Raw genomic sequence first — 26,823 nt, forward strand, 5'->3', positions numbered from 1 at the left:
GCGGGTGTCAGGCCACCTTGTTCGAGGACAGGTCCCAGCCGCCGGAGGTATTGCCGCCGGCGCCGCCGCCGATCTTCTGCTGGGTGTACTTCCACTTCACCTTCGAGAACTTCAGGCCGACGTTCTCGTGCATGAAGTCGCCTTCCGACACGCCCGGCTGGATCGAGCCGATCAGCACGTTCTCGAGTTCGATCTCGAAGTACTTGACCCGTTCGCCCTGGCCGTCGGCGCGCATGAACTCGATCTTCGCCTTGGGGATGGTCTTGCCGGACGAGCAGGTCTGCAGCAGCACCGGCGAGGACAGGTCGGCAAGCTTGCTGATCGCGATCTCGGAATGTTCGCAGCGCTCGGCGGTGTGGCCGCCGCCGGTCGACGACGTTGCCGATTTCGGCTGGATCACGCCCCAGTTCACCGATTTGCACTCGATCCAGTCCTTGTGCTTGTCGTCCGCCGATTCGCCCTTGATACCGTCGATTTGCAGGTACACGTCAATTGCCATCTTTTACTCCATTTTCTGGTTGGTGGATGAATCAGGATTTGGTCGATTGCGGCAACTCCGCGACCAGTCGGAGCGAAACCGACAGCTCGTCGAGCTGGAAATGGGGACGCAGGAAGGACACCGCGCGGTAGACGCCCGGCCGGCCCGGCACTTCCGCCACCTGCACGCTGGCTTCGCGCAGCGGGAACTGGGCCTTCTGCTCCTGGCTGGCGTTATCGTCCAGCAGCACGTACTGGGTCAGCCAGCGGTTCAGGTAATCCTCGACGTTGGAGGCGGCCGCGAAGCTGCCGATCTTGTCCCGCATCATGGCCTTCATGTAGTGGGCGATGCGCGAGACCGCGAAGATGTACTGCAGCTGGGACGACAGTAGTGCATTGGCGTTGGCGGCGTCGTTGGCGTACTTGCGCGGCTTCTGGGCCGACTGGGCGCCGAAGAAGGCGGCGTAGGAAGTGTTCTTGCAGTGCACCAGCGAGATGAAGCCGAGATCCGACAGCTCCTTCTCGCGGCGGTCGGTGATCGCCAGCTCGGTCGGGCACTTCAGCGCGACTTCGCCCTCGTCGGTCTTGAAGGTATGGGTCGGCAGGTTCTCGACCAGGCCGCCGCCCTCGACGCCGCGGATCGCCGCGCACCAGCCGAAGTCCTCGAAGGCCTTGGTCAGCTTGGTGGCGAAGGCGTAGGCGGCGTTACACCACAGGTACTTTTGGTGGTCGCTGCCGTCGACGTCCTCGACGAAGTTGAAGCCTTCGGTGGCCATGCCGTCCATCGGGTTGTACGGCAGGCGGCCGAGGAAGCGCGGCAGGGTCAGGCCGACGTAGCGCGAATCCTCGGACTCGCGGAAGGCCTTCCACTTCGCGTATTCGACGGTATCGAAGATCTTGGCCAGGTCGCGCGGCTTGCCGAGGTCGCCGAAGCTCTCGATGCCGAACAGCTCCGGCGCGCTCGAAGTGATGAAGGGCGCATGGCTGGCCGCGGCCACGTGCGACATCTGCTCCAGGAAGTAGATGTCCTCGGGCTGGCGGCTGATCTCGAAATCGCCGATCAGGGCGCCGTAGGGCGCGCCGCCAAAGGTGCCGAATTCCTCTTCGTAGATCTTCTTGAACAGGCTGCTCTGGTCGAACTCCAGGGCCGACTGGAAGTCCTTCACCAGCTCGCGCTTGGTGGCGTTCAGCATGCGGATCTGCAGATTGGTACTGGTCGAGGTATTCCGGACCAGGTAATTCAGGCCGGTCCAGCTGCGCTCGAGCTTCTGGAACTCGGGCGCGTGCATGATGGCGGACAGCTGGCTCGAGATCATCCGGTCCAGCTCCGCCAGGCGGGCGTCGATGGTCGCCGACAGGTTGCTGGAGATGACCATGGTGCCCTCCATCACCTGGGTCACCAGCTCGGAGATGATGTCGCGCGCGCGTTCGTGCTCGCTGCTGGACTTCGCCACCCGGCTCTGCTCGACGATCTGGTCGAGCAGGCCGGTGTCCAGTTCGAGTGCGCCGCTTGCCTCGGCGCCGGCTGCCGTTTCCAGGATCGCCGCCATTATTTCTCCTCCCTTGTCTTGCGCAGGCTGTCCAGCTTTTCGGTGTTGGTCAGCACGTCGTTCAGGATGTCTTCCAGCTTGTCGTTCCCGGCCAGCTTGTTGCGCAGGTCGGCCAGCTTGCTGCGCGCATCCAGCAGGCCCTTGAGCGGCGCTACCTGCTGCACCACCGACTCCGGCCGGAAATCGGCCATCTCGCGGAACTGCAGGCTGACCGCGAACTCGCCACCTTCCGGCGACAGGTGGTTCTCGACGCGGAAGTTGGCGACCGGGGCGACCGCGTTCAGCACTTCATCGAAGTTGTCGGCGTCGAGGTTGACGAAGTTGCGGTCCTTCAGGCGCTTCCTGGCGGCGTCCGGGTCGCTGCCGAAGTCGCCCAGCACGCCGACCACGAAGGGCAGCTCCTTGTTCTCGATGGCGTCGCCGATCTCGACGTCGTAGGTCATCTGCACGCGCGGCGCGCGCACTTTCTGCAGGCGTTTCTGCACGCTTTCGTTCTTGGGCATGTCGGCTCCAGGCAGGTGAAGGATGTGCGGGCGGACGGCTACTTGAGCGCGCCGAACGGGTCGTTGCCGGCGGGACGCGGCGAGGATGGGGTCGCGATCACCTTCTTGCCCGGCGCGTCCTTGGGCCGGGCCGCGGCGGGACGGCCGCCGTTCGCCACCAGCACTTCCTCGCCCAGGCTGGTGCGCAGCAGCTTGGCCAGCTCCTGCGCCTCGGTGCGCACGTTGCCGCTCAGGTTGTTCTTCTGGCTCAGGTCGGCCAGCGCCTTGCTGGTCACGCGCAGGCCGCTGACGGCGACGATGCTGTTGGCCAGGGTGTCGTCCGGATCGCGTTCCAGCGCTTCCAGGGCGTTGACGATGGCCTCGCCGTAATCGGTGCTGTCGAAGCGCATCTGGGCCATCCTTACCCACGGCGTCTTGTCCGTCGGGAAGGTGCTGCCGGCGCTCTTCAGCAGGGCATAGGCCTTGTCGTTCTGGCCGGCCATCACGGCGGCGTCGACGTTGGCCATCGCGGCCGCCATGGTCGGCGCCGCCTTCGGGGTGCTGGCCACCTGGCCGGTGCCGGCGCAAGCGGACAGGATCGCAACACAGACTAGACTCGGCATCAAGCGTTGGAACTTCATCTGGCTCTCCCTAGGTGAAATCAAGCGCCATTATTGGCGCGAGGTTTCGTCAAAGAATTGCGTGACGTCAACTCCAGCTTTCCCGGCCCTTGCGCCCGGTCGAAGCCACGCTTGCGCCCGCTCAGCGCATGCGGATGGCGTTCCCGTTAAATGTCGCTGTCGGTCCATTTACCAAAGGCAAGCTCACGCCATGGCTCCTGTTCGCTCCTTTTCTTTCTCGCTCTCTATGTTCGCTTGTTTCCTGCTGGCAGGCTGTGCCGGTGGCGCCGGACCGCTGCCTGCCGGCCTTCTCGAAACGGCCGGCATCCGCAAGCCACCGCCCCTGCCCGAGGCGCAGCTCCCGCCGCGCAAGGTGGCAATCCGGCTGCATGCCGCCAAACGCCTGAACCTGGACGCGCGCGGCCAGCCGCTGGCCCTGCTGGTGCGGGTCTACAAGCTGCGCCAGCGCACCACCTTCGATCAGGCGCCCTATGCTGCATTTTTGTCGCCGCAGGCCGAGCGCGAGGCCCTGGGCGCCGACTTGCTCGACGTGCGCGAACTGACCCTGGTACCGGGCCAGCAGCTCGAGCTCGACGAAAAGCTGGCGCGCGAGGCCGGCTGGCTCGGGGTGGTCGCGCTCTTCCATTCGCCGCTGCCGCAGGGCTGGCGCCTGGCCTTCGCCGCGCCCGACGCCGAACAGGGCGGCGTGACGATCGGCCTGCATGCTTGCGCGATGAGCGCGAGCACTGCCGCCGCGGCCAAGCCCTTGCAGCTTGTCCGGTGTCAATGAAGTCTGTGTGATTTCCCCCAAGCTAGAGATTTGTGACACTCCCACAGGAGGCATCCGTGAAACCACCGTCGAAGGTCTTGTGGGGCGAGGGGCTGTTCCTGCGCCCCCAGCATTTCCAGCAGCAGGACCGCTACCACGAGGCGCGCCTGAACGACACCGCCAACGCCCTGCATCCCTACTGCTGGGGCGTGCGCAAGCTGGTGATCGACCTCGATGCGCTCAAGGCGGATACCCTGCGCATCACCGAGCTGTCGCTGATCTTCCCCGACGGCGAGATCCTGCACGCGCCCGACCGCGACGCCCTGCCGCCCCAGGTGCGCCTCGTCGAGCTGGCGGGGTCGAACCAGACCCTCAGTTTCCACGCCGCCCTGCCGGCCCTGAAGGACCACGGCGAAAACTGCGCGGCGCGCGGCGAATCGCGCGCCGACACCCGCTTCGGCCAGATCGAACACGACACCTTCGACCTGTTCACCGACGCCGCCAGCGCGCCGGTCGCCTACCTGAGCCGGAGCCTGCGCCTGGTGTCGGAACTCGAGCCGCTCGAAGCCTACGAGACCGTCCCGCTGGTCCGCCTGCGCCGCCTCGCCACCGGCGGCTTCGAGATCGACCACGTCTTCGTGCCGCCCAGCCTGTCGATCGACGGCGCACCCGGCCTGCACGGCATGCTGACGCGCCTGATGGAAAAGCTGCTGGCCAAGGTGAATGCGCTGTACGGCCACTACCGCGAGCCGGGCAAGAACGTGGTCGAGCTGCGCGGCGGCGACGTCGCCTCGTTCTGGCTGCTGCACACGGTGAGCAGCGGCTATGCCTCGCTGACCCACTTCCTGGCGCACCGCGACCTGCATCCCGAGCGCCTGTTCCAGGAGCTGCTGACCCTGGCCGGCGGCCTGATGACCTTCTCGCGCAGCAGCAAGCTGGAAGACCTGCCGGCCTATGTGCACCAGGATCCGGGACCGGCCTTCGCGCGCCTGGACGCCATCCTGCGCGAGCTGCTGGACACAGTGATCTCGTCGAAGTACTTCTCGATCGCGCTGAGCAATGAGCGTCCGTCCTACCACCTGGGCGCCCTCGACTCCGGCAAGATCAACGCCCAGACCACCTTGTTCCTGGGCGTGGCGGCCGACATGCCGGCCCTGCAGCTGGTCGAGATCGTGCCGCTGCGCTTCAAGATCGGAGCGCCGGAAGACGTCGACAAGCTGGTGCTGTCGGCCATGCCCGGCGTGCGCCTGGTGCACGCGCCGCAGGTGCCGAGCGCGCTGCCGGTGCGTCCCGACACCTGTTACTTCGTGCTGGAAAACCGCGGCGTGCTGTACGGGAGCATGCTCAAGGCCCAGGCGATCTCGATCTATGTGCCGAACGGGATCCGCGACCTCAAACTCGAACTCATCGGAATCGCAGCATGAGCCAACACGTCGAACGGCGCGCCGCGCCATCCCAGGCCGGCGGCCGCAATGCCGCCGGCAGCACCCCGGCCTCCCTGGTCGACATCATGTACGAGGGCTTTTACGCCCTGTTCCTGCTGAAGAACGGCTGCGGCCCGCAGGACAAGACCGCCTTCGCCGAGCACATGACGCGCTTCCTGGGCGACATCGACCGCAACGCCAAGGCGCTCGGCGTGCCGGCCGACGATGTCACCGCGGCCAAGTATGCCTTCTGCGCGGCGGTCGACGAGATCATCCTGCGCTCCGACTACGACATCCGCGAAGCCTGGGAGACCCGCCCGCTGCAGCTGCGCCTGTTCGGCGACCAGCTCGCCGGCGAACACTTCTTCCAGCGCCTCGAGGACCTGCGCGCCAAGGGCGTCGTCCACCTGCAGGCGCTGGAGGTCTTCCACGTCTGCCTGCTGCTCGGCTTCGAAGGGCGCTTCGCGCTGGACGGCCGCGACAAGCTGAACTACCTGACCGCCCGCCTTGGCGACGAGATCGCCCGCATGCGCGGAAAAAGCCGCGGCTTCGCCCCGCACGCCGAGCGCCCAGACCAGATCTCCCACAAGCTGGGCAGCGATTTGTCGCTGTGGGCGCTGTCGATGGTGTTCGCGGTGGTCACCCTGGGCGGCTACCTGGGCTTCCGCGCCGCCCTGGCGCACGAGACCGACCAGGCGCTGGCCAGCTACAACGATCTGGTGATGCTGCCGCCAAGGTCGGCCAACGTGACGATCACCCTGCCCTGAAATTCTGAAAATTCGGGGTCAGAGCACTTTTCTTGGCAATAGCTCTCGAGAAAGCGTTCGCGCAACAGATCGCTATCTTGGGGCGCGCGTGGCCGGAGCTTGTGAGCAGATCAATTGATCGAAAATGTGCTCTGACCCCGAATTTGACCCCGAATTTGGTCTGGGGATTACTGCACGACCTTGAACTCGATCCGCCGATTCCGGGCCCGCCCCTCCGGCGTGCGGTTGTCGGCCACCGGCCGGTCCGGGCCTTCGCCGGAGACAGACACCATCTCCGGGTTCACGCCGCGGCCGGCCGCGTAGGCCTTCACGGCCTCGGCGCGGGCCTGGCTGAGCGAGAGGTTGCCGGCACGCGAGCCGGCGTTGTCGGTGTGGCCGATTACCTCCACCTTCTTGTCCTTCAGGCGCAAGAGGGCCACGCTCATCTGGTCGAGCACCTGCTTGCCGGCGTCGGTCAGCGTCGCTTTTCCCGATTCGAATTCGATGATGCGGTCGGCCAAGGCAGCATCCAGCATGCCCTGCTCCGACACCGCCACCCGCAGGCCGTTGTTGACGGTGTAGCTGGGATCAAGATTGAGCGCCAGCTCGCTGGCGATCTGCTGCTTCTGCGCTTCGCTGGCGACGTCGCCGCGCAGGCTGACGCTGGTGCCGTCGATCTGCAGCTGGCCGCGCGAGACCAGCTTCAGGTTCGGGCCGATCAGGTGGGCGACGTGCTCGTTCCAGTTCGGCGGYGCCGACACCCGGCCCACCGCCAGCTGGTCGACCACGCGCTCGGCGCCGTAGACGGCACGCAGGCGCGCCAGCAGCGCGGCCTTGCTGGCGTCGTCGGCGACCGTGCCGGATACCACGATCGGCGCGGCCGCGGCAGCAGAGGCGGCGGTGCCATCGGCGAGGACAGGCGCCGCAGCCAGGCCGGCGGCGGCAATCAGCAATGTCGGTAAGAGCTTCACGTGGCGGCTCCGATGAAAGTCTTGAGGAACAGTTCGCGCGCCAGGCGCAGCGGCAGCATCGGCTGCTCGAGGTAGCTGGCCAGCGCGCGCACGTCGATGTCGATGCCCAGCTGCTCGTCGATCCAGCCGTTGTCGGTCAGCTGGACCTGCTGCTCGCGGCCGGCGAGCGGGTCGACGATGCCGTGCAGGGTCTCGGCGGCGGCGCCGCCGAAGCCGATCACCAGCGCCGGCCGTTCGGCCACCGTGGTGACGAACAGCACCAGGTCGAAGGCGGTGCGGCGAATGAAGGGTGTCACCAGCTCCAGCCAGAAGGCCGCGATCCGGTAGCGGACGTCAAGTCGCGAAGGCAGCGGCAGCACCAGGCTTTTTTGCAGGGCCGCCGGCCGGCTGTGCATGACCGGCTGCAGCAGCAGGCCGAGGCCGAGGATCAGGCGGCTGGCCCCGAGTTCCAGCTCCCCGGACAGCGAGCTGACCGTCGCCATGGCCAGGAAGTCGGTCAGTTGCGCCTCGTATTCGCCGAGGCCGACCGTCGCATCGGCGATCGCATGCAGATGCGGGCCGGGGTCCTCGCTGCCGACCACGCGTGGAGCCATCGATCCCAGGAAGTCCCACAGGGGCCCGAAGGCCAGCGGGCAGCGCGCGACGAAGGCCGCCGGATCGGGCACCTCGACGGTGCGCATGGTCAGGAAGGGAAAGCGGCGCCCGGAACGGTCGTGGCTGGCCACCAGGTGACCGGCGATCGCGTGACGCCGGCTCGGCCCGACGAAGGCGAAGCTGACCGGCGGCGAGGCGTCGTAATACAGCTTCCAGCGCGCGTCGTTGGGCAGGCGGGTCATGACCTGGGCCAGCCACTCGTCGAGCATGCCCAGCACCGGCTGGTCATCGGCGACCTTGACGAAATCGCTGCGCGCCGGGATCTTGCCGAAGTAGCCGATCCGTGGCGAGGCGGCAGTGCGCGTCATTGGGCCGCTCCCGCCAGTTGCGGGCTGCTGGCGCCTGCCGCACCACGGCCGACTACGCTGTCGGGCAGGCGCAGGCCGCTAAAGCCGCGGCTGGCCTGGCCGTCACCGGTGCTGGCAGCGCTGCTGACCAGCTTGAGCGTGACCCCCACCGTCGTGCTGCCAGAGGTCCAGCGCAGCTCGCCCATGCCACGCTCCAGCTTCTTCGTGACGGCGGCCGCCATCAGCTTGTTCAAACCTTGCTCGCCCGGCTCGTTGAACAGCTCGACCGTCCGCCCGTCAAAGGTCACGGCGCTGACCTTGGCCCCGCTCGCCCCCTGCGGTCCCGGATGCACCATGTTCACCCAGCTAGGGGGCGTATTCCGGTAGCGCAGCTGCTGGCCGTCGATCTCGATGGTGTACTCGGTCACGCCCGGCGCGGTCATCGGCAGCAGCTGGAACACGGTCTGCGGACCGCCGCCGGACGCCACGCCGTTGGCGGACAAGGGCGCCACCCAGCCCGGAAAGCCGCTCACCACCTGCGGCGCCAGGGTGACGCCGATGTCGGCCCAGGTGCGGCTGGACAGCACGTCGCCGCGCCGCACCACCAGCGGGCCCATGGTCGTGGCGACGAACTTGGCGACCGCGCCTTCCGGGCCGAAGACCTGGCCGATCTCGCCCGGCCCCGCCTGCATCTGGGCGCCCGGCGAGAACGGGGATTTGCCGGCCAGGTTCTTCTGGAAGGGCTCGACCACCTGCGCCTGCCAGGTCTTGTTGATCTCGGACTCGGACGGCAGCACGATCATCGCGAAGGTCTGCACCAGCGGCCGCACCAGCAGCGGCCGCAGCATCTGCTTCTGCGCGTCCGTCATCCCGGTCAGCATCTGCTCGTCGACGTATTTGAGGGCGTCGGCCAGTTCGGAGCCGTTGCCTTCCAGGGTCTGCTGCATCAGCTGCTTGGCGCCGGGACCGGGATCGCCCTGGTTCTTCAGCTGGTTCAGGCGGGAGCGCAGCTTCGACAACGCGTCCAGGTAACCGGTCATCAGCGAAGCGTCTTTCTCCTTCACGCCGACCAGGCGCGCCACGCCGGCGAACTCGCGCCCGACCGGCCCGGCGGCAGGCGCAGCGCCCACAGGCAGCGGACCCGCAGCGTCGGCCAGCTGGCGCGCTTCGCTCGGTGCCTGGCGCAGGATCACTTCGCGGAACCAGGCCGCCAGCCCGCGCTTGAGCTTGGCCTGGTTGACGCGCGCCTGGCCCGGATCGTCCCAGGAGGTCTCGTCGTAGACCGTCTTGAGGACCTTGGCCAGCGGCGAGGTCTGCGGGTCGCCGAGGCGGTTCATGGCCTGCACGCTGGCCTCGAAGCCGTTCAGGTCGGCGATCGTTACGCCCTGCACGAACTTGGCCCACTCGCGCGCATAGTCGGCCTTGTAGAGATCGATCAAGGTCTTCTGGATCTGCTCCGGGCTGCCTTCCAGGGTCAGGTCGTCCTTGGCGACGGTCTTGAGCACCCAGTCGGTGCTCTGCAGCTCGCGGTTCGAGGCTTCGCGGATCGCGCCGATCACGAACTTCTCCCAGGCGTCGCGGGTGAAGGCGCCGGGCACCGCATGGCTGCCGACCACCAGGGACTGGTCCTGCTCGCCAACGATGCGCGCCACCGTCACCGCCGGGAACCTCGTCCCGGCGCGGGTGCGGATGTCGGCGTAGACGCGCTCGCGCGCCGGGGTGCCGCGCACCACGCGGCGCAGGTTCTCGCGCGCGCTGTCCAGCAGGCTGAGCTTGGGCGTGATCTGCGGCCAGGCCGGGTCGCCAATATGCGAGAGGTGGAAGGTCATCAGGCGCTCGGCGCTGCGGATCATCTGCTCCTTCGGCATGGCGCCGCGGTTGGCCTGCAGCCACACGCGCCAGTAGCGGGTCAGCTGGTCGTTCAGGTGACCGGGCTCGGCACGGCTTTTATCGGCCAGCATCAGGTAGGTCTTCAAGGCGTTGTAGGCGTCGCCGACATTGGTGGCCGAGACCTCCTGGTAGGGCTGGCCCGGTTTCGCCGCGGGCGCCGCCTGCGCGTTCGGATCGAGCTGGGAGGCGTTGGCATTCATCTCGGCCAGCAGCGCCTCCAACGCCCCGGCCACCGGCTGCACCATCACTTCGCGCACGCCGGCAAAGTATTCGTCGCGCAGCTTGCGTTCCAGGGTCCCGCCCTGAAACAGGCCGAAGGAGAGCGCCGAGGGCTGGTCCTCGCGGTATTTTTCCAGCTGTTCGATGCGGTCCTGCAGGATGTCGAGCGCCTCCAGGCGCGACTGCAGGTCGCCGCGGCGGGCCTGCAGCTTGCTGACCTTGTCGAGGTCGGCCTGGACATTGGCCACCAGCTGGCGGTTGCCCATATAGGACCAGCTCCAGCCGCCCAGCGCACAGCCCAGCATCACGGTGGCGGCGAAGAAGACCGCGTATTTCAGGCGCGCGGAGGCCGGGCTGGTATAGCGCTTTACCAGATCTCTGTCGGCGAAGATCACCTTGCGGAACAGCTCGAGCAGGAAGAAGCCGGACTGCTCCTCCTGCTGCGCGCCCTTTTGTTCGCCCGCCTTCAATTGCAGGTCGAAGCGGCTGGCGACGCGCCGTGAAGACAGGTTCTCGACCATGCCCTCCTGCAGCGCGCTGGTGAAGTAGAAGCCGCGCATCACCGGCTTGAACTGCCAGGTATTCTCTTCGAACAGGGTGGCGAGGAAGGCGCGCAGGTGCGACTTGAGCGAGGCGAATTCGAGCGGGAAGGTGAATACGCCGGGACGCATGGCGGCACTGCGGTTGCCGGCCATGGTGGCCAGGCTCATCTCCTTCAGGCCGTCGTACAGTTCGTCGAAGTGCGCGTCAAAAAAGGCAAGCACGTCCTGCGGCGTGGAGCGCCGGTTGTAGCGCTGGGTCGCGCCCCAGACGCGGTCGCGCTCGGCGCGGTCGGCGTCGTGGAAGAAGTCGCCGAAGCCGGCGATCAGGTCGGCCTTGGTGAACACCACGTACGCCGGCGCGTGCACGCCCAGGCGCTCGGTGAGTTCCTGGACCCGCGTGCGCAGGCTCTTGGCCAGCTCGATCGAGGCTTCGGAGGAGCCGCCGGCCAGCTCGGCGACGCTGACGGCGATGATGATGCCGTTGATCGGCGCGCGCCGGCGGTGGCGCCGCAGCAGGTCGAGGAAGCTGAACCACTCGGCGCGGTCGGCTTCGTAGACGGAATAGCGGCCGGCGGTATCGAGCAGGATGCCGTCGGTGGTAAAGAACCAGTCGCAGTTGCGGGTGCCGCCCACGCCCTGCACCGCCTTGCTGCCGGGGATGGGGAAAGTCAGGCCCGAATGCTTGATGGCGCTGCTCTTGCCGGCCGCCGGGTTCCCGATGATCATGTACCAGGGCAGCTCGTAGAGGGCCTGGGCGCCGCGCGTCAGCCCCAGCTTCGAGGTCTTGATGGTGTTGATCGCCTCCACCATGCCCTTGCGCAGCAGCTGGGCATCGTCGCGCTGGGGCTTGTCGGACTGGGCGACGATGGCCTCGCTCAGGCGGGCGGCGGCGCGCTTGCGCAGCCAGCTGCGCGTGAGCCACCAGATGCCCCAGGCCGCCAGCAGGAGCAGGCCGGACAGCACGGCCCAGATGGCCGCCACTTCGAGGGATTCCGCGCCAAGGAAGAGGAAGGCGGCCAGCGCTGCGATGCCGATCACGGCCATTACGCGGCGCTTGCCAAGAAACTGCCAGAGTCGGGCCATAGTGGGTTCGGTTCAGGGTTTGAAAGAATGCCACAGGGAATGTTGGCACTATTTCCGCGCCGATCCTTGAGTTGAAACAATGGCGCGAGAGCACGTATCGTCAGCGCCGCATCACCCCGCGCAGGCGCAGCTCGGTATGGCCGAGGTCCATCATGGCCCAGCGCCCGCCCCAGGTCAGTCCCAGGGATTCCGCCACCTCGCCGTACAACTGGTAGCCGCGCATCGCCCAGGGATCCTTTTCCGAGATCACCAGCTTGCCGTCGCGCCAGAACGCGCAATCGGCGGCCAGCCCGTACTGGTGCCAGCTCTGGAAGGCGCGCGCATTCGTCACCGCCGAACCCATCTTCGCCAGCATGTCCTGGCGCGTTGGGCTGCGGTAGCCCTCGAGCAGCGCCATCTCGTAGCCATACTTTTCCTTCATGATGCGGAAGGCCAGCAGCAGGCGCTGGCTGAAGTCGGGATGCAGCAGGCCCCAGTTGCGGCTGGCGTCGACCAGCATCGGCCGCAGCAGTTCGACTTCGCGGGTGGTGAAGGCGACCGGCGGCAGCGCGGCCGGCGGCACCAGCTGCTCGCCCTTGAGGAGGGCCGCGACCTGGGCGTCGACCACGGTATCTAGCGGCTCATAGCCCGGCAACATATCCGGCCGGCGCATCAGCAAGGCCACCAGCGGCGGCACCAGCACCAGCGGAACGCCCACGGCGACGAGGGCGCGATGCTTGCGGATCCAGCCGCGCACGTCGCGCCAGCGCCAGCGCAGACCCGGTCCGGCGCCGCGCAGGCGGGCAGCGCCCTCCTCCCGCCAACTGCCGGCGCGCAGCTGCATGCGGCGCTGCAGGCCGCCCAGGAACTGGAGCACGGAGGCGCGGCCGGACGGGAAACAGGCCAGCCAGATGAGGCTGCAAGCGAGACAAAAATATAAAAGGGCGAGGAAGATCAGCATCCGCTTCTCCGGTTTGTTTCTAATTGGCATTGGTGTCCAATCTTAGGAGGTACACGGTGCGCCCTACAGATGAAGATCAATCCGGCTCGCGGCGTCCGAACCTGATGTCCTCGACGCGGCGCTCGGCGAACGAGATCAATATTCTCGCCATGCTCGACCGCCACGAGTCAGCCGGACTGCCGCAGCGCATGCTGCGCTGCCTGCGGCGCATGCCGGCCCTGTTCTGGTACGGGACCGCCGGCGTGCTGGTGGTCGGCCTGGTCGGCACGCTGGCCTGGCTGGCGGGGGATGGCGGCGCGCCCTCCCCGACCGCTGCCGCGCTGGCCGGTGCCGGCGCGGAGGGCAAGTCGGCCGCCACCGTCGCCGCGCCGCCTGCCCCGGCGCTCCCAGCGCCCGGAAGGACAGGCGCCGCCGAACCCTTGGCGGAGACCCTGCCGGCCGGCGGCGCGACCGTCGTCGAGGTCGCCCCCGCGCCCGTGACCGACGCGCCGGCGCCGGCCCCGGTACGTACGCTGCCGCCGCAGCAGCACGCGGGACGCATCGCCCCGCGCGACGCCCAGCGCGATCCGCCACGCCTGGCCGCCCACGCCGCCGCCAAACCGGCGCCGCGGACCGTGGCGGCCAGGGCGCCTGCCCACGCCGAAACGCGCCGCGGCCGCCAGGCGCCGTCCGCCAAACCGGCCCAGGACGCGGTCGATACCGACGTCGCCCTGATCTCGGCCATCATCCAGCACGCCAGCAAGCGCCAGGAAGCAGAGGACGCCGCCAGCAAGCCTTAGCAAGCTTGGCAAAAGAGCACGCCGCGGTAAAAAAGCCACACAATGGCTGGGTAAAGTCATGCCGCGTCGCTATACTGTACAAAGCCACAGTATGGTGCGACATGAACAGGGTTCTGGAAAACGAGTTTTATTATCTGGATAATTTCCAGCGCGTCCTCGACTGGATCGCCCAGCGCTACGCCGATCTGCTCGACGACGGCGAGCAAGCCTTCATCCAGGCCTTCGCCCAGCTGCCCCGCCCTTCCCAGGCCCTGTTCGTGCGCATGGTGATGCGCAAGGGCAGCCTGTTCCGCGCCTCGAAGATGAACTATCCGGAGATCGGCTGCCCGCTCGCGGCCGCCGAGGCGCTGCTGCCGACCGGCTGGATCGCCCTTGATCCGGTGCTGGACATCGCCGAGCTGTTCGAACTGCTGGTCAAGCCCGAGATCGTCGAGGCCTTCGGCTTGACGGCGCCGCTGAAGGCGGCGCGCAAGGACCAGCAGCTGGAAGCGCTGCGCGACGGGCATGCCGAAGCGCGCCCCTTCTCGCAGTGGTATCCCGGTTCGAAGGACACCCTGTTTTCGATCGCCGTGAAGGCGCTGTGCGACCGCCTGCGCCTGCTCTTCTTCGGCAACCTGCACCAGGACTGGACCGAGTTCGTGCTGTCCGACCTCGGCCTGTTCCGCTACGAGCAGGTGGAATTTTCGGAAGCCTCGCGCGGCTTCCGTTCGCGCCAGGACATCGAACATTACCTGCAGCTGCACGCCTGCCGCGAACGCTTCGAGACGCTGGAGCCGGGCTCCCCGGAATTGCGCGAGCTGGTGCAGGAAGTGCCACGCCACAGCTTCGGCAACGACTGGCTGGACAGCCGCCGCGAAAAACTCTTGTACCGCCTCGGCCAGCAGCTCGAGAAGGACAAGGATTGGGAGGCCGCCCACGCCGTCTATGCCGGCTGCCGCTTCCCCGGCGCCCGCTCGCGCGCCATGCGCGTGCTGGAGAAGGACGAGAAGTTCGACCAGGCTTATGCCCTGTTCTGCCAGGCGAACGAGGCGCCGGAAAACGAAGCCGAGCGCCAGCACCTGCTGCGCATCGGCCCGCGCCTGGCGCGCAAGCTAGGCCACGTCACGCCGAAGGCGCGGCGCACCAGCAAGGCCGCGCGGCTGGACCTGAACCTGCCCGTCCCGAGTGGAGAATGGCGGGTCGAGGGCGTGGTGCTGGGCCACCTGCACCGCGACGAAGCGCCGGTCTACTACGTCGAGAACACGCTGGCGAATACCCTGTTCGGCCTCTTGTGCTGGCCGGCGGTGTTCGCGGCGATTCCCGGCGCCTTCTTCCACCCCTTCCACCGCGGTCCGGCCGACCTGTACAGCCCCGACTTCCACCAGCGCCGCGCGCGCGAGTTCGAGGCCTGCCTGGCGCGCCTGGACGACGGCAGCCACGTCGACGCCATCCTCGCCACCTGGGAAGACAAGGCCGGCATCCAGTCGCCCTTCGTGGCCTGGGACTGGCTCGACCGCGAGATCATCGAACTGGCGCTGCGCTGCATCCCGGCCGCCCACCTGAAGCTGTGGTTCCGCCGCATCCTGCAGGACGTGAAGGACAACCGCACCGGCTTCCCCGACCTGATCCAGTTCTGGCCGGGCGAAGGCCGCTACGACATGATCGAAGTGAAGGGTCCCGGCGACCGCCTGCAGGACAACCAGCTGCGCTGGATCGACTTCTGCGCCGAGCACGGCATGCCGGTCACGGTGTGCTACCTGCAGTGGCAGGAGGCGGCTTGACCGCTGCCGCGAAAGGATACACGGTGGCGGTGCGGGCGCTGTGCGAGTTCACCGCCAAGCAGGGCGACCTCGACCTGCGCTTCACGCCCTCGCCGACCGCCCTCGAAGGCATCGCCGGCCACGCCGTGGTGGCGTCGCGGCGCGGCGAGCATTACCGCGCCGAAGTCGGCTTGGCGGGCGACTACGGCCTGCTGCACGTGCGCGGCCGCGCCGACGGCTACGACACCGACCAGAACCTGATCGAGGAGGTGAAGACCTTCCGCGGCCGCTTCGACAGCATCCCCGACAACCACCGCCACCTGCACTGGGCCCAGCTGCGCATCTACGGCCACCTGATGTGCGAACAGCTCGACATGGAGGCGGTGAACCTGGCCCTGGTCTACTTCGACATCGGCAACCAGCACGAGACCGTGCTGCGCGAGACCCGCACCCGCGCCGAGCTGAAAGCCATCTTCGACGACCATTGCGGCCGCTTCATCGCCTGGGCCGAACAGGAGATGCGCCACCGCGAAGGACGCAACGCGGCCCTCACGAACATGCGCTTTCCGCACGCGGATTTCCGCCCGGGCCAGCGCCAGCTTGCCGAAGCCGTGTTCCGCGCCAACGCCGCCAAGCGCTGCCTGCTGGCCCAGGCCCCGACCGGCATCGGCAAGACCCTCGGCACCATGTTCCCGGCCCTGAAGGCGGCGCCGAAGGAGAACATCGACAAGCTGCTGTTCCTGGCCGCGAAGACGCCGGGACGCCGCCTTGCCCTGGATGCGGCGGCGACGCTGAAAGCCGGCGCCACGATGCCCTTGAGGGTGCTGGAACTGACCGCGCGCGACAAGGCCTGCGAGCATCCGGACAAGGCCTGCCACGGCGAATCCTGCCCGCTGGCGCGCGGCTTCTACGACCGTCTGCCGGCCGCGCGCGCGGCATGCCTGGACGCGCCGCTGCTGGACCGCGACGCCCTGCGTACCGTCGGCCTCGAACACGATGTCTGCCCCTACTACCTGGGCAGCGAGATGGCGCGCTGGAGCGACCTGATCGTCGGCGACTACAACTACTGGTTCGACGGCGGCGCCATGCTGTACGCGCTGGCGCTGGAACGCGGCTGGCGGGTCAGCGTGCTGGCCGACGAGGCCCACAACCTGGTCTCGCGCGCGCGCGGCATGTACAGCGCCTCGCTGGCGCGCGGCAGCCTGCGCGCGGCCCGTGCCGTGGCCCCAGCCGGCGTGCAGAAGCCGCTGGAAAAGCTCGGGCGTGCCTGGCTTGACGCGGGGAAGTCCGCGCCCCTGCCCTACCAGGTATTGGAGGCCATCCCGCAGAAGCTGCTGGACAGCCTGCAGAACGCCACCAGCGCAATCACGGAGCACCTCGCGGAACACATGGCGGGATCGGCGCTCGATCCGGCCCTGCAGGAGTTCTACTTCGACGCCCTGCAGTTCCTGCGCCTGGCCGAGAGCTTCGGCGAGCACTCCATGTTCGACCTCACGCGCGCTGACCAAAGGGACACCGTGCTCGCCATCCGCAACCTGGTGCCGGCGCCCTTCCTGAAGCCGCGCTTCGAACTGGCCCATTCGACCACCCTGTTCTCGGCCACCCTGAGTCCCTGGCATTATTTCGCCGACCTGCTCGGCATGCCCGAGCACACGGCCTGGATCGACGTCGACTCGCCCTTCGTCGCCAGCCAGCTGAAGGTCGAGGTGGCGCGCGGGATCTCGACGCGCTACCAGCATCGCAAGGCCTCGCTGGCGCCGATCGCCGACCTGATGGCGCAGCAGTACGCGCAACATCCCGGCAACTACCTGGCCTTCTTCAGCAGCTTCGACTACCTCGAACAGGCCGCCGACATGCTGGCCCGGCGCCATTCGGAGATCCCGGCCTGGCACCAGTCGCGCCGCATGAGCGAGCTGGAACGCACTGCGTTTCTGGACCGCTTTACGTCCGAAAGCAAAGGCATCGGTTTTGCGGTGCTGGGCGGCGCCTTCGGCGAAGGCATCGACCTGCCGGGGGCGCGCCTGATCGGCGCCTTCGTCGCCACCCTCGGCCTGCCCCAGGTGAATCCGGTCAACGAACAGCTGCGCGAACGCCTGCAGGCCATGTTCGGCGCCGGCTACGACTACGCCTATCTCTATCCCGGCCTGCAGAAGGTGGTGCAGGCGGCCGGCCGCGTGATCCGCACCGAACAGGACCAGGGCACGGTCTGGCTGATCGACGATCGCTTCGCGCGACCCGAGGTGCTGGAGCTGCTGCCGCGCTGGTGGCATGTCCACACCACGAACTAACGCATCGACTCCCTGAGTTTTTGATAGCCGCTGCGGCTCACCGGAATCCGCGCCCCGCCGCGCAGCACCGCGCAGTGACTGTCCTTGCCCACCGCATCGATGCGCTCGATGGCCGCCAGGCTGACGATGTAGGAACGATGCACGCGCAGGAAGGCGCCGGGGTCGAGCTGCTCCTCGAGCTCCGACAGGCGCTGGCTCTTCAGCCAGGGCTTGCCGCCGGCGACCACCTGCACGTAGTCGTCCTGGGCCTCGATATAGTCGATGCTCGCGGCCGGGATCACCTGCACGCGGGCACCGTCGCGGATCAGGATGCGCTCCAGCGGCACGCGGCGCTGCGCGGCCTCGGAGGCGGCGGCGACGGCCTCCCGCGCCGCGGCGCCGGCCTGCGGACTGCCGATGCGTTCGCGCGCATGCGCCAGCGCCTGCCCGAGACGTTCGCGTGTGAAAGGCTTGAGCAGGTAGTCGAGCGCATGCACCTCGAAGGCGCGCAGCGCGAACTGGTCGTAGGCGGTGACGAACACATACTGGCTCTTCGCGCCCGCCAGCTCGACCACTTCGAAGCCGTCCAGCTTGGGCATCTGGATATCGAGGAAGACCAGGTCCGGCGCCAGTTCGGCGATCGCCTTGACGGCCTCGAAACCGTTGGCGCATTCGCCGACGATCTCGACGCCTGTTTCCGTCTCCAGGTACTCGCGCAGCACCGCCCGCGCCAGCAGCTCGTCGTCCACGATGATCACCCGCATGCTTCTACGCCTCCTGTTCCACGTTCAGTTCGACCGGTTCGGCCGGCAGCGCCAGCTCGACCCTGAATGTATTCCCTTCCCTGCCCCAGTGCACGCTGGCTTCGATCCCATAGGCCGCCGCCAGGCGCCGCCTCACGTTCTCCAGGCCGGTGCCGGTGCCCGTGTCGATTCCCTTCCTGCAGGGCGTGTCCGGATCGACGTCGTTCTCGACGGCGATACGCAGCAGCGAGCCGGCGCGCACCGCCTTGATGCGCACCAGGCCGGGTTCGATCATCTGGCCGATGCCGTGCTTGACCGCGTTCTCCACCAGCGGTTGCAGCAGCATCGGCGGCACCAGGCAGGCCTCGGCCCCGGGGCTCACCTCGGCCTCGAAGCGCAGGCGCTCGCCGAAGCGCACCTGCTCGATCGCCAGGAAGTCTCGCACCAGGGCCAGCTCCCTGTCCAGCGCCACCTTGCGGTCGGCGTGCAGGCCCAGGCTGAGGCGGAAGAAGCCGGCCAGGCGCAAGGTCATCGCGCGCGCCGCGGCTGGGTCGATCGAGGTCAGCGCGCTGATCGAATTCAGGCTGTTGAACAGGAAATGGGGGTCGACCTGGGTGCGCAGCATGCGCAGCTCGGCGTCCTGGGCCATCAACCGCGTCTCCAGCTCGCGGGTCTCGAGCTGGCGCACGCGCTCGGCTTCGATCAGCAGGTAGTTGACGGCGGCCGCCAGCCCGTACAGGATCACGCCCAGCGCGAACATGGTCGCCAGCCGCGCCGCATCCAGTTCGATCGCCATCCCCGCCGGCGCCAGCGCGCGTATCAGTGCCGCCCAGGCCGAGCCGATCGCGCACCACAGCAGGGCCGCGCAGCTTGCCGTGGCGCCGATGCCGCCGACGATCGCGGCCGGGTGCTTCTGGCCGATCGGGTAGGCGCGGCACACGTAGTAGGCCGAGAACGCGGTGGCGTTCGCATACACGATCGCCATCGGCACCGCGAACATCAGGCTGGCGCCCCAGCCCGCCCCGCCGGCGGCCAGCAAGGCGCTGGTCGCCAGGCCCAGCATCAGCCAGGCCAGCAGGTAGAGCAGCGCCGCATACCACCGCGAGATCACCCCGTGCATGCCGCGTGCGCCTTCAGTTGCGAACCTCGACGCCGCCCATGATGGCGTAGCCGGTCACCACCAGGCGCTTGCTGTTGTCGGGCGGCCGCGCGGTCTTTTCCGTGAAGCCGCCCATCACCGGCGTGCCGTGCAGGATCACGGTCCATTCCGGCGGGACCTTGATCGTGATCCCTCCCCAGACCGCGAAGACGTTGATCACGGCTTCGGTGGCCAGGGTCGCTTCGCGCAGGTCGAGCTCGCAGCCACCCATGATCGCGGTGATTTCGCCGCCGCGGAAGTCGGGCGCGCTGACGCGGCGTTCGAAGCCGCCGAGGATGGCGGTGATGTCGACCACGTTGTCGCTCTTGGCGTCGTCCTTGGTGTAGGGAGTGGTGCCGACATGCACGACGCGGCCGCCGCCGAGCGTGCGGAACACGATCAGGCCGCCCATGGCGATCATCACCAGCGGCCAGAAGGTGCGCCAGCTGATGAACTCGTAGCCGAGGCGGTTGCCCAGCATCGCCACGCCGATCGCGACCAGGACGATGCCGGTGACGCGCCCGCTGCGCGGCCCGTCGCTGCACAGGGCCACCAGGCCCGAGGCGATGAAGGCCAGCGGCCAGAAGAAGATCACGTGGCGCAGGTAGATGATGTTCAGGTTATCGAGCAGGAACAGCACGCCGAAGGCCGCGACCAGCAGGCCGATCACGACCTGGGCCGAGACGCGCGAGTTGGAACGGGTGGTTTCATTGGCCATGGCGGTCTCCCTGCTTCTCGAAGCAGCCGTTGCGGCCGCGGTCCGGATTGGCGCCGAAGCGGCGCTCGGCGATCGGCTTCACGGCCATGCCGATGCCGCCGACGATGATGAACAGCGGCCAGCTGTTGAACCAGTTCAGCCCGAACAGTCCCTCGAACACGGCGAACAGCCACAGGCCGATGAAGACGGTCCACAGGCCGCCCACGAATTCGCGCGCGCTCGGATAGCCGATGGTCTGGTTGATGCCGACCACGACCAGCAGCAGCGGCGCGTAATGCCACAGGTGGTCGATCTCGTAGACGTCGAACTGGTCGAGCAGGAAGGCCACGCCGAGGCCGATCAGCAGCAGGCCCCACAAGACCTGGCGCCGCAGTTGATAGGATGCTTCGCTGTTCATATGTCCTCCAGGTTGGAATGAGGACAAGATAACCGGGACGGCGCGGACAGCGGAAGGGGTTTTCGGTGAATGGCGGACAAACGGCGGCGAACGGCGAAAAAAAACCCGCCGCGTTGCCGGGGCGGGCATGGCGACGGGTCGCCGGATTCAGCGTTCCGTCACGGTGTGGGCGAAGCCATGACCATGGTCGGCTGGCCCTTCTGCTGGTTGCGGTACTTGGCCCTGGCGATGGCCTGCTTGACCGCTTCGCGGGCGATATTGGTCTTGCGGATCTCCGCACGTTCCTTCTTGCCGCGGTGCTGGGCCACGTGTTTGCTGCCGATTTTCTTGGTCATGCTGTTCTCCTGTAATGTCTCATGAACGGGACGAACCCATCTTGTCGTCGTCGCGCGAGTCCATCAGCATGCCCCAGCCGAGCTGGCGCCGGATCTCTTCCGGTGTCGGCGGCGGTGCGCTTTCCTTCGTGCGGCGCTCGAGGTACTCGCGCACGAGGTGCTTCGGTGGATGGCTCGTCGTTGGCATTGACATGGGCTACCTCGCTTCCCGAAAGGCGTGGAATCTGGTGCCGATCCTCGAGGCGACCGGCTGACCTGTTGAGGTGGTTGAAGTCCTGCGGAAGATCGCTGGCGTCCTCACTCAACGCCTCCATCTTATCGAATCGCCCGCGCCCGCACCGTTAGGTGACGCACACTGTGCATGCGGCCGGGTCCTAGGCGAAAAAAGGGGAGCCGGAGCTCCCCTTTTCATGCTGCGTCAGGATTAGCGAACCTTAGAACTTGTACTTCAGGTTCAGGTAGTACTGGCGGCCGCTGACGTCCAGTTTCTGCTGCTCTTCCTCGCTGTAACGGTACTGCGCGCGGCGCACGTTGGTCAGGTTGGTTGCATCGAAGGTCAGCACCAGGTTCGGCGTGATGGTGTAACTGGCGTTGAAGGCCAGCGTGGTCACCGGTGCCGCCATGGTCGGCGCCGACGGCATCAGGATGCCGTTGATGTTCGACAGGCCCTGGCTGTTGGCGTTGGCGGCCGGCGCGGTACTGGTGTTCACGTACTCGCTGCGGTAGTTCGCCACCAGGCGCGCCGACAGGCGGTCATTCTCGAAGTAGCCGCCCAGGTTGGCCGCCCACTCGGAAGCGCCGACCATCGGACGGCCGTCGTCGACCTTGGTCTTGGCGCGGCTCACGTTCGAGGTGAAGCCGAAACCGGTGTTCCACAGCGGCTGCTCATACGAGATCTCGAGGCCGGCGATGCGTGCGCCCTGCTGCGAGGAGGTCTGCACCTGGAAGGTCTTGACCTGCGAATCCTTCGGGTCGACCAGGGCGATGCTGTCGGTGCCCACGCCGGTCTTCGCATAACCGTCGATCTTCGAGTAGAACACGTCGACCGCCACCAGCGAACGCTTGGCGAAGAACCAGGACCACGACGCATCCAGGTTGGTTGCCGTCATCGGCTTCAGGTTCGGGTTCGGGCCCGTGACCGTGCAGCCGTTGTCGCTGCAGGTCGGCGTGCCGTAACCGGCGCCGTACAGGTTGTAGTTCTGGCGGCCGAGGGTCTTGCTGGCGCCGAAGCGGGCCAGCATGTCCTTGTTCAGCTCGTAGCGGATGTTCAGGCTCGGCAGCACATTGGTGAAGGTGCGGTCGGACGCCAGCTTGTAATAGATCAGGCCGGCCAGCGGGTTGAACTTGGTGTCCTTGTTGGTCTGGTCGTCGTAGTACGGCTGCGCTTCGCCGACGTCCGTGATCGCGTTCGGGAAGCCCGGGCACGGGATCGGCGCCTGGCCCGGGGCCGAGCGCTGGCAGACCCCGATACCGATCGGCATAGGGATGTTCGCGTTCACGCGGGTACGGACATAGCGCACGCCGACGTTACCCGACCAGCGCTCGCCTTCCAGGTTGGCCATCACATAGGCCGCGGTCTGGCGCTCGCGCATGTCGAGTTCGGACGAGATGCGGCGCTCCCACTGGTCGGTGGTGGCCTTGGTATTGGCCTCGAAATAGGCCTTCATCGTTTCCGGGCTCATGGTCCAGCTGGTGTTGTCCCAGCCGGCCGGGCCGCCGAGTCCGTTGCCGAAGTCGGACGGATACGGGATGAACGAGGTCACGCCCATGGTGCTGGTGTCCAGCGGGGTGCGGAATGCCGGATAGCGGCGCGCGCTGTCGCGGTGGTGGTCGGAGAAACGCGCGCCGGTTTCGATCGACTGCACCCAGCCCTTGTCGAGGCGGTATTCGGCGTCGATCTGGCCGCTGTGCTCCTTGTCGTTGGTGACGATGCCGGACGCTGCGCGGCCGCTCAGCACGTAGCCGCTGCCGTCGGCGTTGCGGCCGGGGACGTTCGGGCCGGTGCCCAGCCACTGCACGTAAGGCGCTTCGTCGACCTCGCCCAGGCGGTAGGACACGCCGGTGCCGTAGCGCGAATAGGTCAGGCCCTGGTCGAGGCCGGTCTTGCCGACGCCCTTGGTGGTCGACAGCAGGGTCTTGACGGTCAGGTCCTGGCTGACGCGGTACTTGGCGTCGAGGTCGAGGAAGGCCGAGGTGGCGCGCGCGCCGTCGCGGTAGGCGCCTTCGGTCTCGCCGATGTACTGCGGAGTGGTGCCCGGCGCGTAGACGATGTCGGCGGCCTTCAGCACTTTCAGCTGGTCGCCATACATCGTGGTCTCGGTGACGATGACCGGGTTCTTGATCGTCGCATAGACGCGCTGGCCGTTCGAATTGGTCGGCGCGGCACCGCCCTGCAGGCCGCCGCGGCCCAGCAGCATGCTGAACATGGCGCCGGCGTTCAGGCGGCCGTAGTTGTTCGCATTCATGCCGGAATGGAAGCCGGTCATGGTCACGTCGAGGTCCTGGTTCGGCTTGAACTGCAGCGAGAACATGCCGCCCTTGCGGTCGCGCACGCCTTCGACGAATTCCATGCTCATCGAACCCGGGATACGCACGCCGTTCAGGTCGGCGGCCTTGTAGCCGCTACCCTTCAGCGACTCGTCGGTGATGCCCAACATGGTCGAGGTATTGATCACGTCCCAGCCGCTGCCGCCGCTATAGGCGAAGCGCGAGACGGAATCGCGGCGAACATAGCGCTTCTCGGCGAAGCCCTGGACGATGAAGCCGAAGGTGCCGGCCTCGTTCTTCCAGTTGAACATCGCGTTCAGGTCGGGCGCGCTCTTGCCCGGCAGGTCGGCGTAGCTGGCGCCGCCGCTGATCACGCCGCCGAAACGCTCTTTCTGCGCCAGCGGCTTGCGGGTGGTGACGTTGATCGTGCCGGCCAGGCCGCCATCGACGATATTCGCCTGCGAGGTCTTGTAGACCAGCGCCTGGTTCAGCACCGAGGACGGCATCAGCGACAGGCTGGTCGAACGGCTGCTCGATGCCTGGTCGGCGACGTACCAGTCGCCGCCGGAGACGGTATGGCCGTTGAAGATGATGAGCGACATGTCGGGGTTGGTACCGCGCATCGACACCTTTTCCGCTTCGTCGTAGTCGGTGCGCACCGCCACGCCGGGCAGGCGCTGCAGCGAGTCGGCCAGGTTCTTGTCCGGCATCTTGCCGACGTCCTCGGCGGTGATCACCTCGACGTTGGCGGCGGAATCGCGCTTGACGGCCAGCGATTTCGCCATCGAGGCGCGAATGCCGGTGACTTCGACGGTCTGCATGGTGGTGGCGCCGGCCGAGGCGTCCTGCGCCAGCGCGGGAATTGCAGCCAGACCCAGCACTGCCATCGATACAGCGGCCGCGAGCGGCTTCTGTTTGAACATTCTCACTCTCCTGAATAGTTTTCCGAGGGCAGGTGTATCCCTGCCGCGCGCACAGTATTGACGAGCAAGAAACTTTTGAATAATGATTAGTATTGGAGAATCCATAACCCTAGGGAATGATTGCTGTCGGGTGAGAACGGCGGGTTATACTCGCCCGCATAATTTTCATTTCGCAAACACACGCCCGCCACGGTAGCGTGGCGCTTTGCATCCGCTACCGGAGACTCCATGCGTTACGCCTGCCTGCTGTTCGCCGCCGCCCTCGCCGGCTGCGCCACCCCGTCCGCGCCGCCCTCCACCGCGGCGAAATCCGCCACGCTCCAGCCGCAGGCCACGGCGCCGATCGAGACCATCCTGCAGAAGCAGCTCTACCAGATGAGCCCGGTCGAAGCGGGCCGCTACGTGGCCTGGGTGCACCAGGCCGAGCCCGACCTGCGCAAGCGCATCGCGGCGATCGGCCGCAAGAACGTCGGCCAGCCCTACGACCTGAACCTGCTCGGCGAATTTCCGTTTGAAGTGCACGACAACCTGCCGATGTTCAGCCTCGATCACAGCGACTGCGTGGTGTTCGCGGAACACACTTACGCGATGGCGCTGTCGCAGTCGTGGGAAGAGTTCTTCTGGATGCTGCAGCGGATCCGCTACCGCGACGGCGTGATCGGGGTCGCCACCCGCAACCACTACACCGAGATGGACTGGAACGTGGCCAACCGCTGGCTGGTCACCGACATCAGCGCCGAGCTGGCCGGCCCCACCGGACCGGCGTATTCGATGACGGTCGACCGCGCACGCTTCCTGAAGACACGCCACCACACCGAGAGCAATATCCCGGTCGAGACCAGCCGCCAGGCCTATGTGGCGAAAGACCAGGTGGCTGCGATCGCCGGCCAGTTGCAGGAAGGCGATTTCGTGAACGTGATCTCGACCCGCAACGGCGAGTACTGGGCTTCCCACGTCGGCCTGGTGGTGCTGGGCCCGAACGGCGAGCGCCACTTCCTGCACTCGTCCGAACCCCAGGTGCGCGAAGAGACCTTCGAGTCCTTCATCGCCCGCGCCGCGGCGCGCGAGGAACGCAACCGCAAGGAAGGCAAGAACGGCCAGGTGCTGGCCGGCTTCAAGTTCCTGCGCCTGAACGACAACATCGTGGTGCCGCCGATGGCGCCGCAGCCTCGTCCCGGTTCGGGCGCCTGATCCACCACCCGCTGCGGCGGGCCGCTCATCCCCTCCACGGGCCGCTTCATGCGGCCCGTTGTCTTTTCCGCTTCCGTATTTCTTTCCTATTTGTGCAATCAAGAAATTAATTTAATTGAGGAATTAATTTCCCATTTTCACAATAACGGCGAAAGATTTAATTCCCTTATGCCGGTTGAGCACAGTCAAACCCGTCAATCTTTGCGAACCGGATAATAAATTTACTCAGCAATAAGCAATCTAAACAGCGGAATTTTTTATTCTTTCCGAAATTATTTCCGCGTAATAAGAAATTAAATCCAAAACACAGCGCCTTTTAGCCTGGCGATATCCCCGAGAAAAAGATAACCCGCAACCACGCAGCCTTTCCGAGATCATGCCCAAGCTAAATCAAGGCCTTGTCAGCCAGCTTTGCGCCAGGATGGTGTCCCTGCACCGCAGGACGAAAATCGCCATGATGGTCAGCGCCGACCTGATCGCGCTGCCATTCTGCTTTCTGGTCGCAATGCTGTTACGCGGCGGCGATCTGAAACTTGCTTCCCATTTCGGCCCCGCCTCCTATGTACTGGTTGCGGTGGTGACGATTGCGGCATTTTCCGTCTCCGATCTTTATCGCGCCGTTATTCGATTCATTGACCAGCGTCTATTGGGCGTTACGGGACTCGCACTAGCGGTCGCCATTTTATGCGCCTATATCGTGATGTTCGCGATTAACGAGGAGCGCTTTCCGCGCAGCGCATTGGCGATTTACTGGTTTATCGTGTTTTCCTATGTCGTCGCTTCCCGGGTCGGTATGCGCAATTTCCTGCGAAAGCTGAATGCCCAGCAGCGCTGCGCCGCCGAAGTGGTCGCCATCTACGGCGCCAGCGAAGCCGGCGCCCGGCTGGCCCAGGCCATGCGCGGCAGCGACGAATACCGCCCGGTCTGCTTCTTCGATGAGAAGCACGCCGTGAGCGAGCGCAACGTCGCCGGCCTGCGTGTCTTCCATACGGACCGCCTGGCCGAGATCGTGCAGGCGATGGCGATCCGCTCGATCGTGCTGGCCCTGCCCTCGGTATCGCCGGAACGGCTGCGCGACATCATGCAGCGCCTGGCCCAGGCCGGCGTCAGCACCAAGATCCTGATCCGCCTGGTCGACCTGGTCGACGACAGGGTCAGCCCGCGTGAAACCATCCGCGAACTGAAGTTCGAAGACCTGCTCGGCCGGCCGCCGGTGCCGCCGCGTATCGACCTGTTCGCCCGCTGCGTGCGCGGCAAGACCGTGCTCGTGACCGGCGCCGGCGGCTCCATCGGCAGCGAGCTGTGCCGCCAGATCGTGACCGTCGCGCCGAGCCGCCTGCACCTGCTCGACCACTCCGAGTTCGCGCTCTACACGATCCGCCAGGAGCTGGCCACCCGCTTTCCCGACATCCCCATCGAAGCCCACCTCGGCTCGGTATGCAATGCCGACCT

The 26,823-nt window shown here is 66.7% G+C and carries 23 protein-coding genes; 8 read left to right on the top strand and 15 right to left on the bottom strand.

Translation table 11 applies throughout. The features are described 5' to 3' along the window. Window positions 1-7 precede the first annotated feature (7 nt). The 4 genes from AC1DOP_RS06520 to AC1DOP_RS06535 are packed head-to-tail and all read right to left on the bottom strand — an operon-like array spanning window position 8 to window position 3,150. Complete coding sequence (locus tag AC1DOP_RS06520) at window positions 8-499, bottom strand: Hcp family type VI secretion system effector (protein ID WP_477250514.1); 492 nt, start codon at window positions 497-499, stop codon at window positions 8-10. A 31-nt stretch (window positions 500-530) separates the two neighbouring features. After that, window positions 531-2,027, bottom strand: a complete 1,497-nt coding sequence (gene tssC, locus AC1DOP_RS06525; RefSeq protein WP_477250516.1) for a type VI secretion system contractile sheath large subunit — start codon at window positions 2,025-2,027, stop codon at window positions 531-533. Then, window positions 2,027-2,530 (bottom strand): type VI secretion system contractile sheath small subunit, encoded by a 504-nt coding sequence (gene tssB / locus AC1DOP_RS06530; protein ID WP_477250518.1) that lies wholly within the window; start codon window positions 2,528-2,530, stop codon window positions 2,027-2,029. The genes tssC and tssB overlap by 1 nt, the downstream gene beginning before the upstream one ends. Before the next feature lie 38 nt (window positions 2,531-2,568). Beyond that, entirely contained in the window at window positions 2,569-3,150 is a 582-nt protein-coding gene (locus AC1DOP_RS06535; RefSeq protein ID WP_477250520.1) for a tetratricopeptide repeat protein, read from the bottom strand. A 226-nt stretch (window positions 3,151-3,376) separates the two neighbouring features. Here AC1DOP_RS06535 and tssJ point away from each other — a divergent pair, with 226 nt between their 5' ends. From tssJ to icmH, 3 genes are read left to right on the top strand one after another with little or no spacing between them, the layout of a single operon-like run. Further along, window positions 3,377-3,919: a type VI secretion system lipoprotein TssJ gene (gene tssJ / locus AC1DOP_RS06540; protein ID WP_477250522.1), complete on the top strand. Its 543-nt coding sequence runs from the start codon at window positions 3,377-3,379 to the stop codon at window positions 3,917-3,919. 56 nt (window positions 3,920-3,975) lie between these two features. After that, window positions 3,976-5,322 (top strand): type VI secretion system baseplate subunit TssK, encoded by a 1,347-nt coding sequence (gene tssK, locus AC1DOP_RS06545; RefSeq protein ID WP_477250524.1) that lies wholly within the window; start codon window positions 3,976-3,978, stop codon window positions 5,320-5,322. After that, the gene (icmH, locus tag AC1DOP_RS06550; RefSeq protein WP_477250526.1) at window positions 5,319-6,089 is read left to right on the top strand and encodes a type IVB secretion system protein IcmH/DotU; all 771 of its coding nucleotides are present in this window, start codon (window positions 5,319-5,321) and stop codon (window positions 6,087-6,089) included. Before tssK ends, icmH begins: the two co-directional genes overlap by 4 nt. 167 nt (window positions 6,090-6,256) lie before the next feature. On the opposite strand, the gene AC1DOP_RS06555 is transcribed toward icmH, so the two are convergent. The 4 genes from AC1DOP_RS06555 to AC1DOP_RS06570 all read right to left on the bottom strand — a co-directional run bounded on the left by AC1DOP_RS06555 (window position 6,257) and on the right by AC1DOP_RS06570 (window position 12,654). Beyond that, entirely contained in the window at window positions 6,257-7,039 is a 783-nt protein-coding gene (locus tag AC1DOP_RS06555) for an OmpA family protein (RefSeq protein WP_477250528.1), read from the bottom strand. Then, window positions 7,036-8,001, bottom strand: a complete 966-nt coding sequence (gene tagF / locus AC1DOP_RS06560; protein WP_477250531.1) for a type VI secretion system-associated protein TagF — start codon at window positions 7,999-8,001, stop codon at window positions 7,036-7,038. Before tagF ends, AC1DOP_RS06555 begins: the two co-directional genes overlap by 4 nt. Further along, on the bottom strand, window positions 7,998-11,714 hold the full coding sequence (tssM, locus tag AC1DOP_RS06565; protein ID WP_477250533.1) for a type VI secretion system membrane subunit TssM: 3,717 nt from the start codon (window positions 11,712-11,714) through the stop codon (window positions 7,998-8,000). The genes tagF and tssM overlap by 4 nt, the downstream gene beginning before the upstream one ends. Window positions 11,715-11,814: 100 nt before the next feature. Further along, window positions 11,815-12,654, bottom strand: a complete 840-nt coding sequence (locus AC1DOP_RS06570) for a M15 family metallopeptidase (RefSeq protein WP_477250535.1) — start codon at window positions 12,652-12,654, stop codon at window positions 11,815-11,817. A gap of 56 nt (window positions 12,655-12,710) precedes the next feature. Here AC1DOP_RS06570 and AC1DOP_RS06575 point away from each other — a divergent pair, with 56 nt between their 5' ends. The 3 genes from AC1DOP_RS06575 to AC1DOP_RS06585 all read left to right on the top strand — a co-directional run bounded on the left by AC1DOP_RS06575 (window position 12,711) and on the right by AC1DOP_RS06585 (window position 17,460). Then, a complete protein-coding gene (locus AC1DOP_RS06575) occupies window positions 12,711-13,433 on the top strand; it encodes a hypothetical protein (RefSeq protein ID WP_477250537.1) in 723 nt (240 codons plus the stop codon). Window positions 13,434-13,534: 101 nt separating this feature from the next. Then, on the top strand, window positions 13,535-15,193 hold the full coding sequence (locus AC1DOP_RS06580; RefSeq protein ID WP_441933862.1) for a VRR-NUC domain-containing protein: 1,659 nt from the start codon (window positions 13,535-13,537) through the stop codon (window positions 15,191-15,193). Next, the gene (locus AC1DOP_RS06585) at window positions 15,190-17,460 is read left to right on the top strand and encodes an ATP-dependent DNA helicase (RefSeq protein ID WP_477250540.1); all 2,271 of its coding nucleotides are present in this window, start codon (window positions 15,190-15,192) and stop codon (window positions 17,458-17,460) included. The genes AC1DOP_RS06580 and AC1DOP_RS06585 overlap by 4 nt, the downstream gene beginning before the upstream one ends. Here AC1DOP_RS06585 and AC1DOP_RS06590 read toward each other — a convergent pair. From AC1DOP_RS06590 to AC1DOP_RS06620, 7 genes are all read right to left on the bottom strand, one after another. Then, window positions 17,457-18,203 carry a LytR/AlgR family response regulator transcription factor gene (locus tag AC1DOP_RS06590; protein WP_441933866.1) on the bottom strand — a complete coding sequence of 249 codons (747 nt, stop codon included), beginning with the start codon at window positions 18,201-18,203 and terminating at the stop codon, window positions 17,457-17,459. The two genes, AC1DOP_RS06585 and AC1DOP_RS06590, sit on opposite strands and share 4 nt — an antisense overlap. A 4-nt stretch (window positions 18,204-18,207) precedes the next feature. Beyond that, entirely contained in the window at window positions 18,208-19,302 is a 1,095-nt protein-coding gene (locus AC1DOP_RS06595; protein ID WP_441933868.1) for a sensor histidine kinase, read from the bottom strand. Between the two features lie 13 nt (window positions 19,303-19,315). After that, on the bottom strand, window positions 19,316-20,038 hold the full coding sequence (locus tag AC1DOP_RS06600) for a LiaI-LiaF-like domain-containing protein (protein ID WP_441933870.1): 723 nt from the start codon (window positions 20,036-20,038) through the stop codon (window positions 19,316-19,318). After that, complete coding sequence (locus tag AC1DOP_RS06605; protein WP_441933872.1) at window positions 20,028-20,435, bottom strand: LiaF transmembrane domain-containing protein; 408 nt, start codon at window positions 20,433-20,435, stop codon at window positions 20,028-20,030. The genes AC1DOP_RS06600 and AC1DOP_RS06605 overlap by 11 nt, the downstream gene beginning before the upstream one ends. Before the next feature lie 158 nt (window positions 20,436-20,593). After that, on the bottom strand, window positions 20,594-20,770 hold the full coding sequence (locus tag AC1DOP_RS06610; protein ID WP_477250543.1) for a hypothetical protein: 177 nt from the start codon (window positions 20,768-20,770) through the stop codon (window positions 20,594-20,596). Between the two features lie 19 nt (window positions 20,771-20,789). Next, on the bottom strand, window positions 20,790-20,963 hold the full coding sequence (locus tag AC1DOP_RS06615; protein WP_477250545.1) for a hypothetical protein: 174 nt from the start codon (window positions 20,961-20,963) through the stop codon (window positions 20,790-20,792). A gap of 241 nt (window positions 20,964-21,204) precedes the next feature. Further along, entirely contained in the window at window positions 21,205-24,180 is a 2,976-nt protein-coding gene (locus tag AC1DOP_RS06620; RefSeq protein ID WP_477250547.1) for a TonB-dependent receptor, read from the bottom strand. A gap of 228 nt (window positions 24,181-24,408) precedes the next feature. Between AC1DOP_RS06620 and AC1DOP_RS06625 the strand changes: the two genes are divergently transcribed. Both AC1DOP_RS06625 and AC1DOP_RS06630 read left to right on the top strand, forming a co-directional pair. Beyond that, window positions 24,409-25,371 (top strand): N-acetylmuramoyl-L-alanine amidase-like domain-containing protein, encoded by a 963-nt coding sequence (locus AC1DOP_RS06625; protein WP_477250549.1) that lies wholly within the window; start codon window positions 24,409-24,411, stop codon window positions 25,369-25,371. Window positions 25,372-26,071: 700 nt separating this feature from the next. Continuing rightward, window positions 26,072-26,823: nucleoside-diphosphate sugar epimerase/dehydratase (locus AC1DOP_RS06630; protein ID WP_477250551.1), on the top strand; the 752-nt coding region annotated here is incomplete at its 3' end.

Source organism: Massilia sp. 01N410 (assembly GCF_056399665.1).

Bases quoted from the DNA above. Each gene is read 5' to 3' on its own strand.
- AC1DOP_RS06625 (WP_477250549.1), top strand. From the start codon at position 24,409: ATGCGTTACGCCTGCCTGCTGTTCGCCGCCGCCCTCGCCGGCTGCGCC.
- AC1DOP_RS06580 (WP_441933862.1), top strand. From the start codon at position 13,535: ATGAACAGGGTTCTGGAAAACGAGTTTTATTATCTGGATAATTTCCAG.
- AC1DOP_RS06610 (WP_477250543.1), bottom strand. From the start codon at position 20,770: ATGACCAAGAAAATCGGCAGCAAACACGTGGCCCAGCACCGCGGCAAG.
- AC1DOP_RS06595 (WP_441933868.1), bottom strand. From the start codon at position 19,302: ATGCACGGGGTGATCTCGCGGTGGTATGCGGCGCTGCTCTACCTGCTG.
- AC1DOP_RS06615 (WP_477250545.1), bottom strand. From the start codon at position 20,963: ATGTCAATGCCAACGACGAGCCATCCACCGAAGCACCTCGTGCGCGAG.
- AC1DOP_RS06590 (WP_441933866.1), bottom strand. From the start codon at position 18,203: ATGCGGGTGATCATCGTGGACGACGAGCTGCTGGCGCGGGCGGTGCTG.
- tagF (WP_477250531.1), bottom strand. From the start codon at position 8,001: ATGACGCGCACTGCCGCCTCGCCACGGATCGGCTACTTCGGCAAGATC.
- AC1DOP_RS06600 (WP_441933870.1), bottom strand. From the start codon at position 20,038: ATGGCCAATGAAACCACCCGTTCCAACTCGCGCGTCTCGGCCCAGGTC.
- AC1DOP_RS06535 (WP_477250520.1), bottom strand. From the start codon at position 3,150: ATGAAGTTCCAACGCTTGATGCCGAGTCTAGTCTGTGTTGCGATCCTG.
- tssB (WP_477250518.1), bottom strand. From the start codon at position 2,530: ATGCCCAAGAACGAAAGCGTGCAGAAACGCCTGCAGAAAGTGCGCGCG.
- AC1DOP_RS06520 (WP_477250514.1), bottom strand. From the start codon at position 499: ATGGCAATTGACGTGTACCTGCAAATCGACGGTATCAAGGGCGAATCG.
- icmH (WP_477250526.1), top strand. From the start codon at position 5,319: ATGAGCCAACACGTCGAACGGCGCGCCGCGCCATCCCAGGCCGGCGGC.
- tssM (WP_477250533.1), bottom strand. From the start codon at position 11,714: ATGGCCCGACTCTGGCAGTTTCTTGGCAAGCGCCGCGTAATGGCCGTG.
- tssC (WP_477250516.1), bottom strand. From the start codon at position 2,027: ATGGCGGCGATCCTGGAAACGGCAGCCGGCGCCGAGGCAAGCGGCGCA.
- AC1DOP_RS06605 (WP_441933872.1), bottom strand. From the start codon at position 20,435: ATGAACAGCGAAGCATCCTATCAACTGCGGCGCCAGGTCTTGTGGGGC.
- AC1DOP_RS06620 (WP_477250547.1), bottom strand. From the start codon at position 24,180: ATGTTCAAACAGAAGCCGCTCGCGGCCGCTGTATCGATGGCAGTGCTG.
- AC1DOP_RS06570 (WP_477250535.1), bottom strand. From the start codon at position 12,654: ATGCTGATCTTCCTCGCCCTTTTATATTTTTGTCTCGCTTGCAGCCTC.
- tssJ (WP_477250522.1), top strand. From the start codon at position 3,377: ATGTTCGCTTGTTTCCTGCTGGCAGGCTGTGCCGGTGGCGCCGGACCG.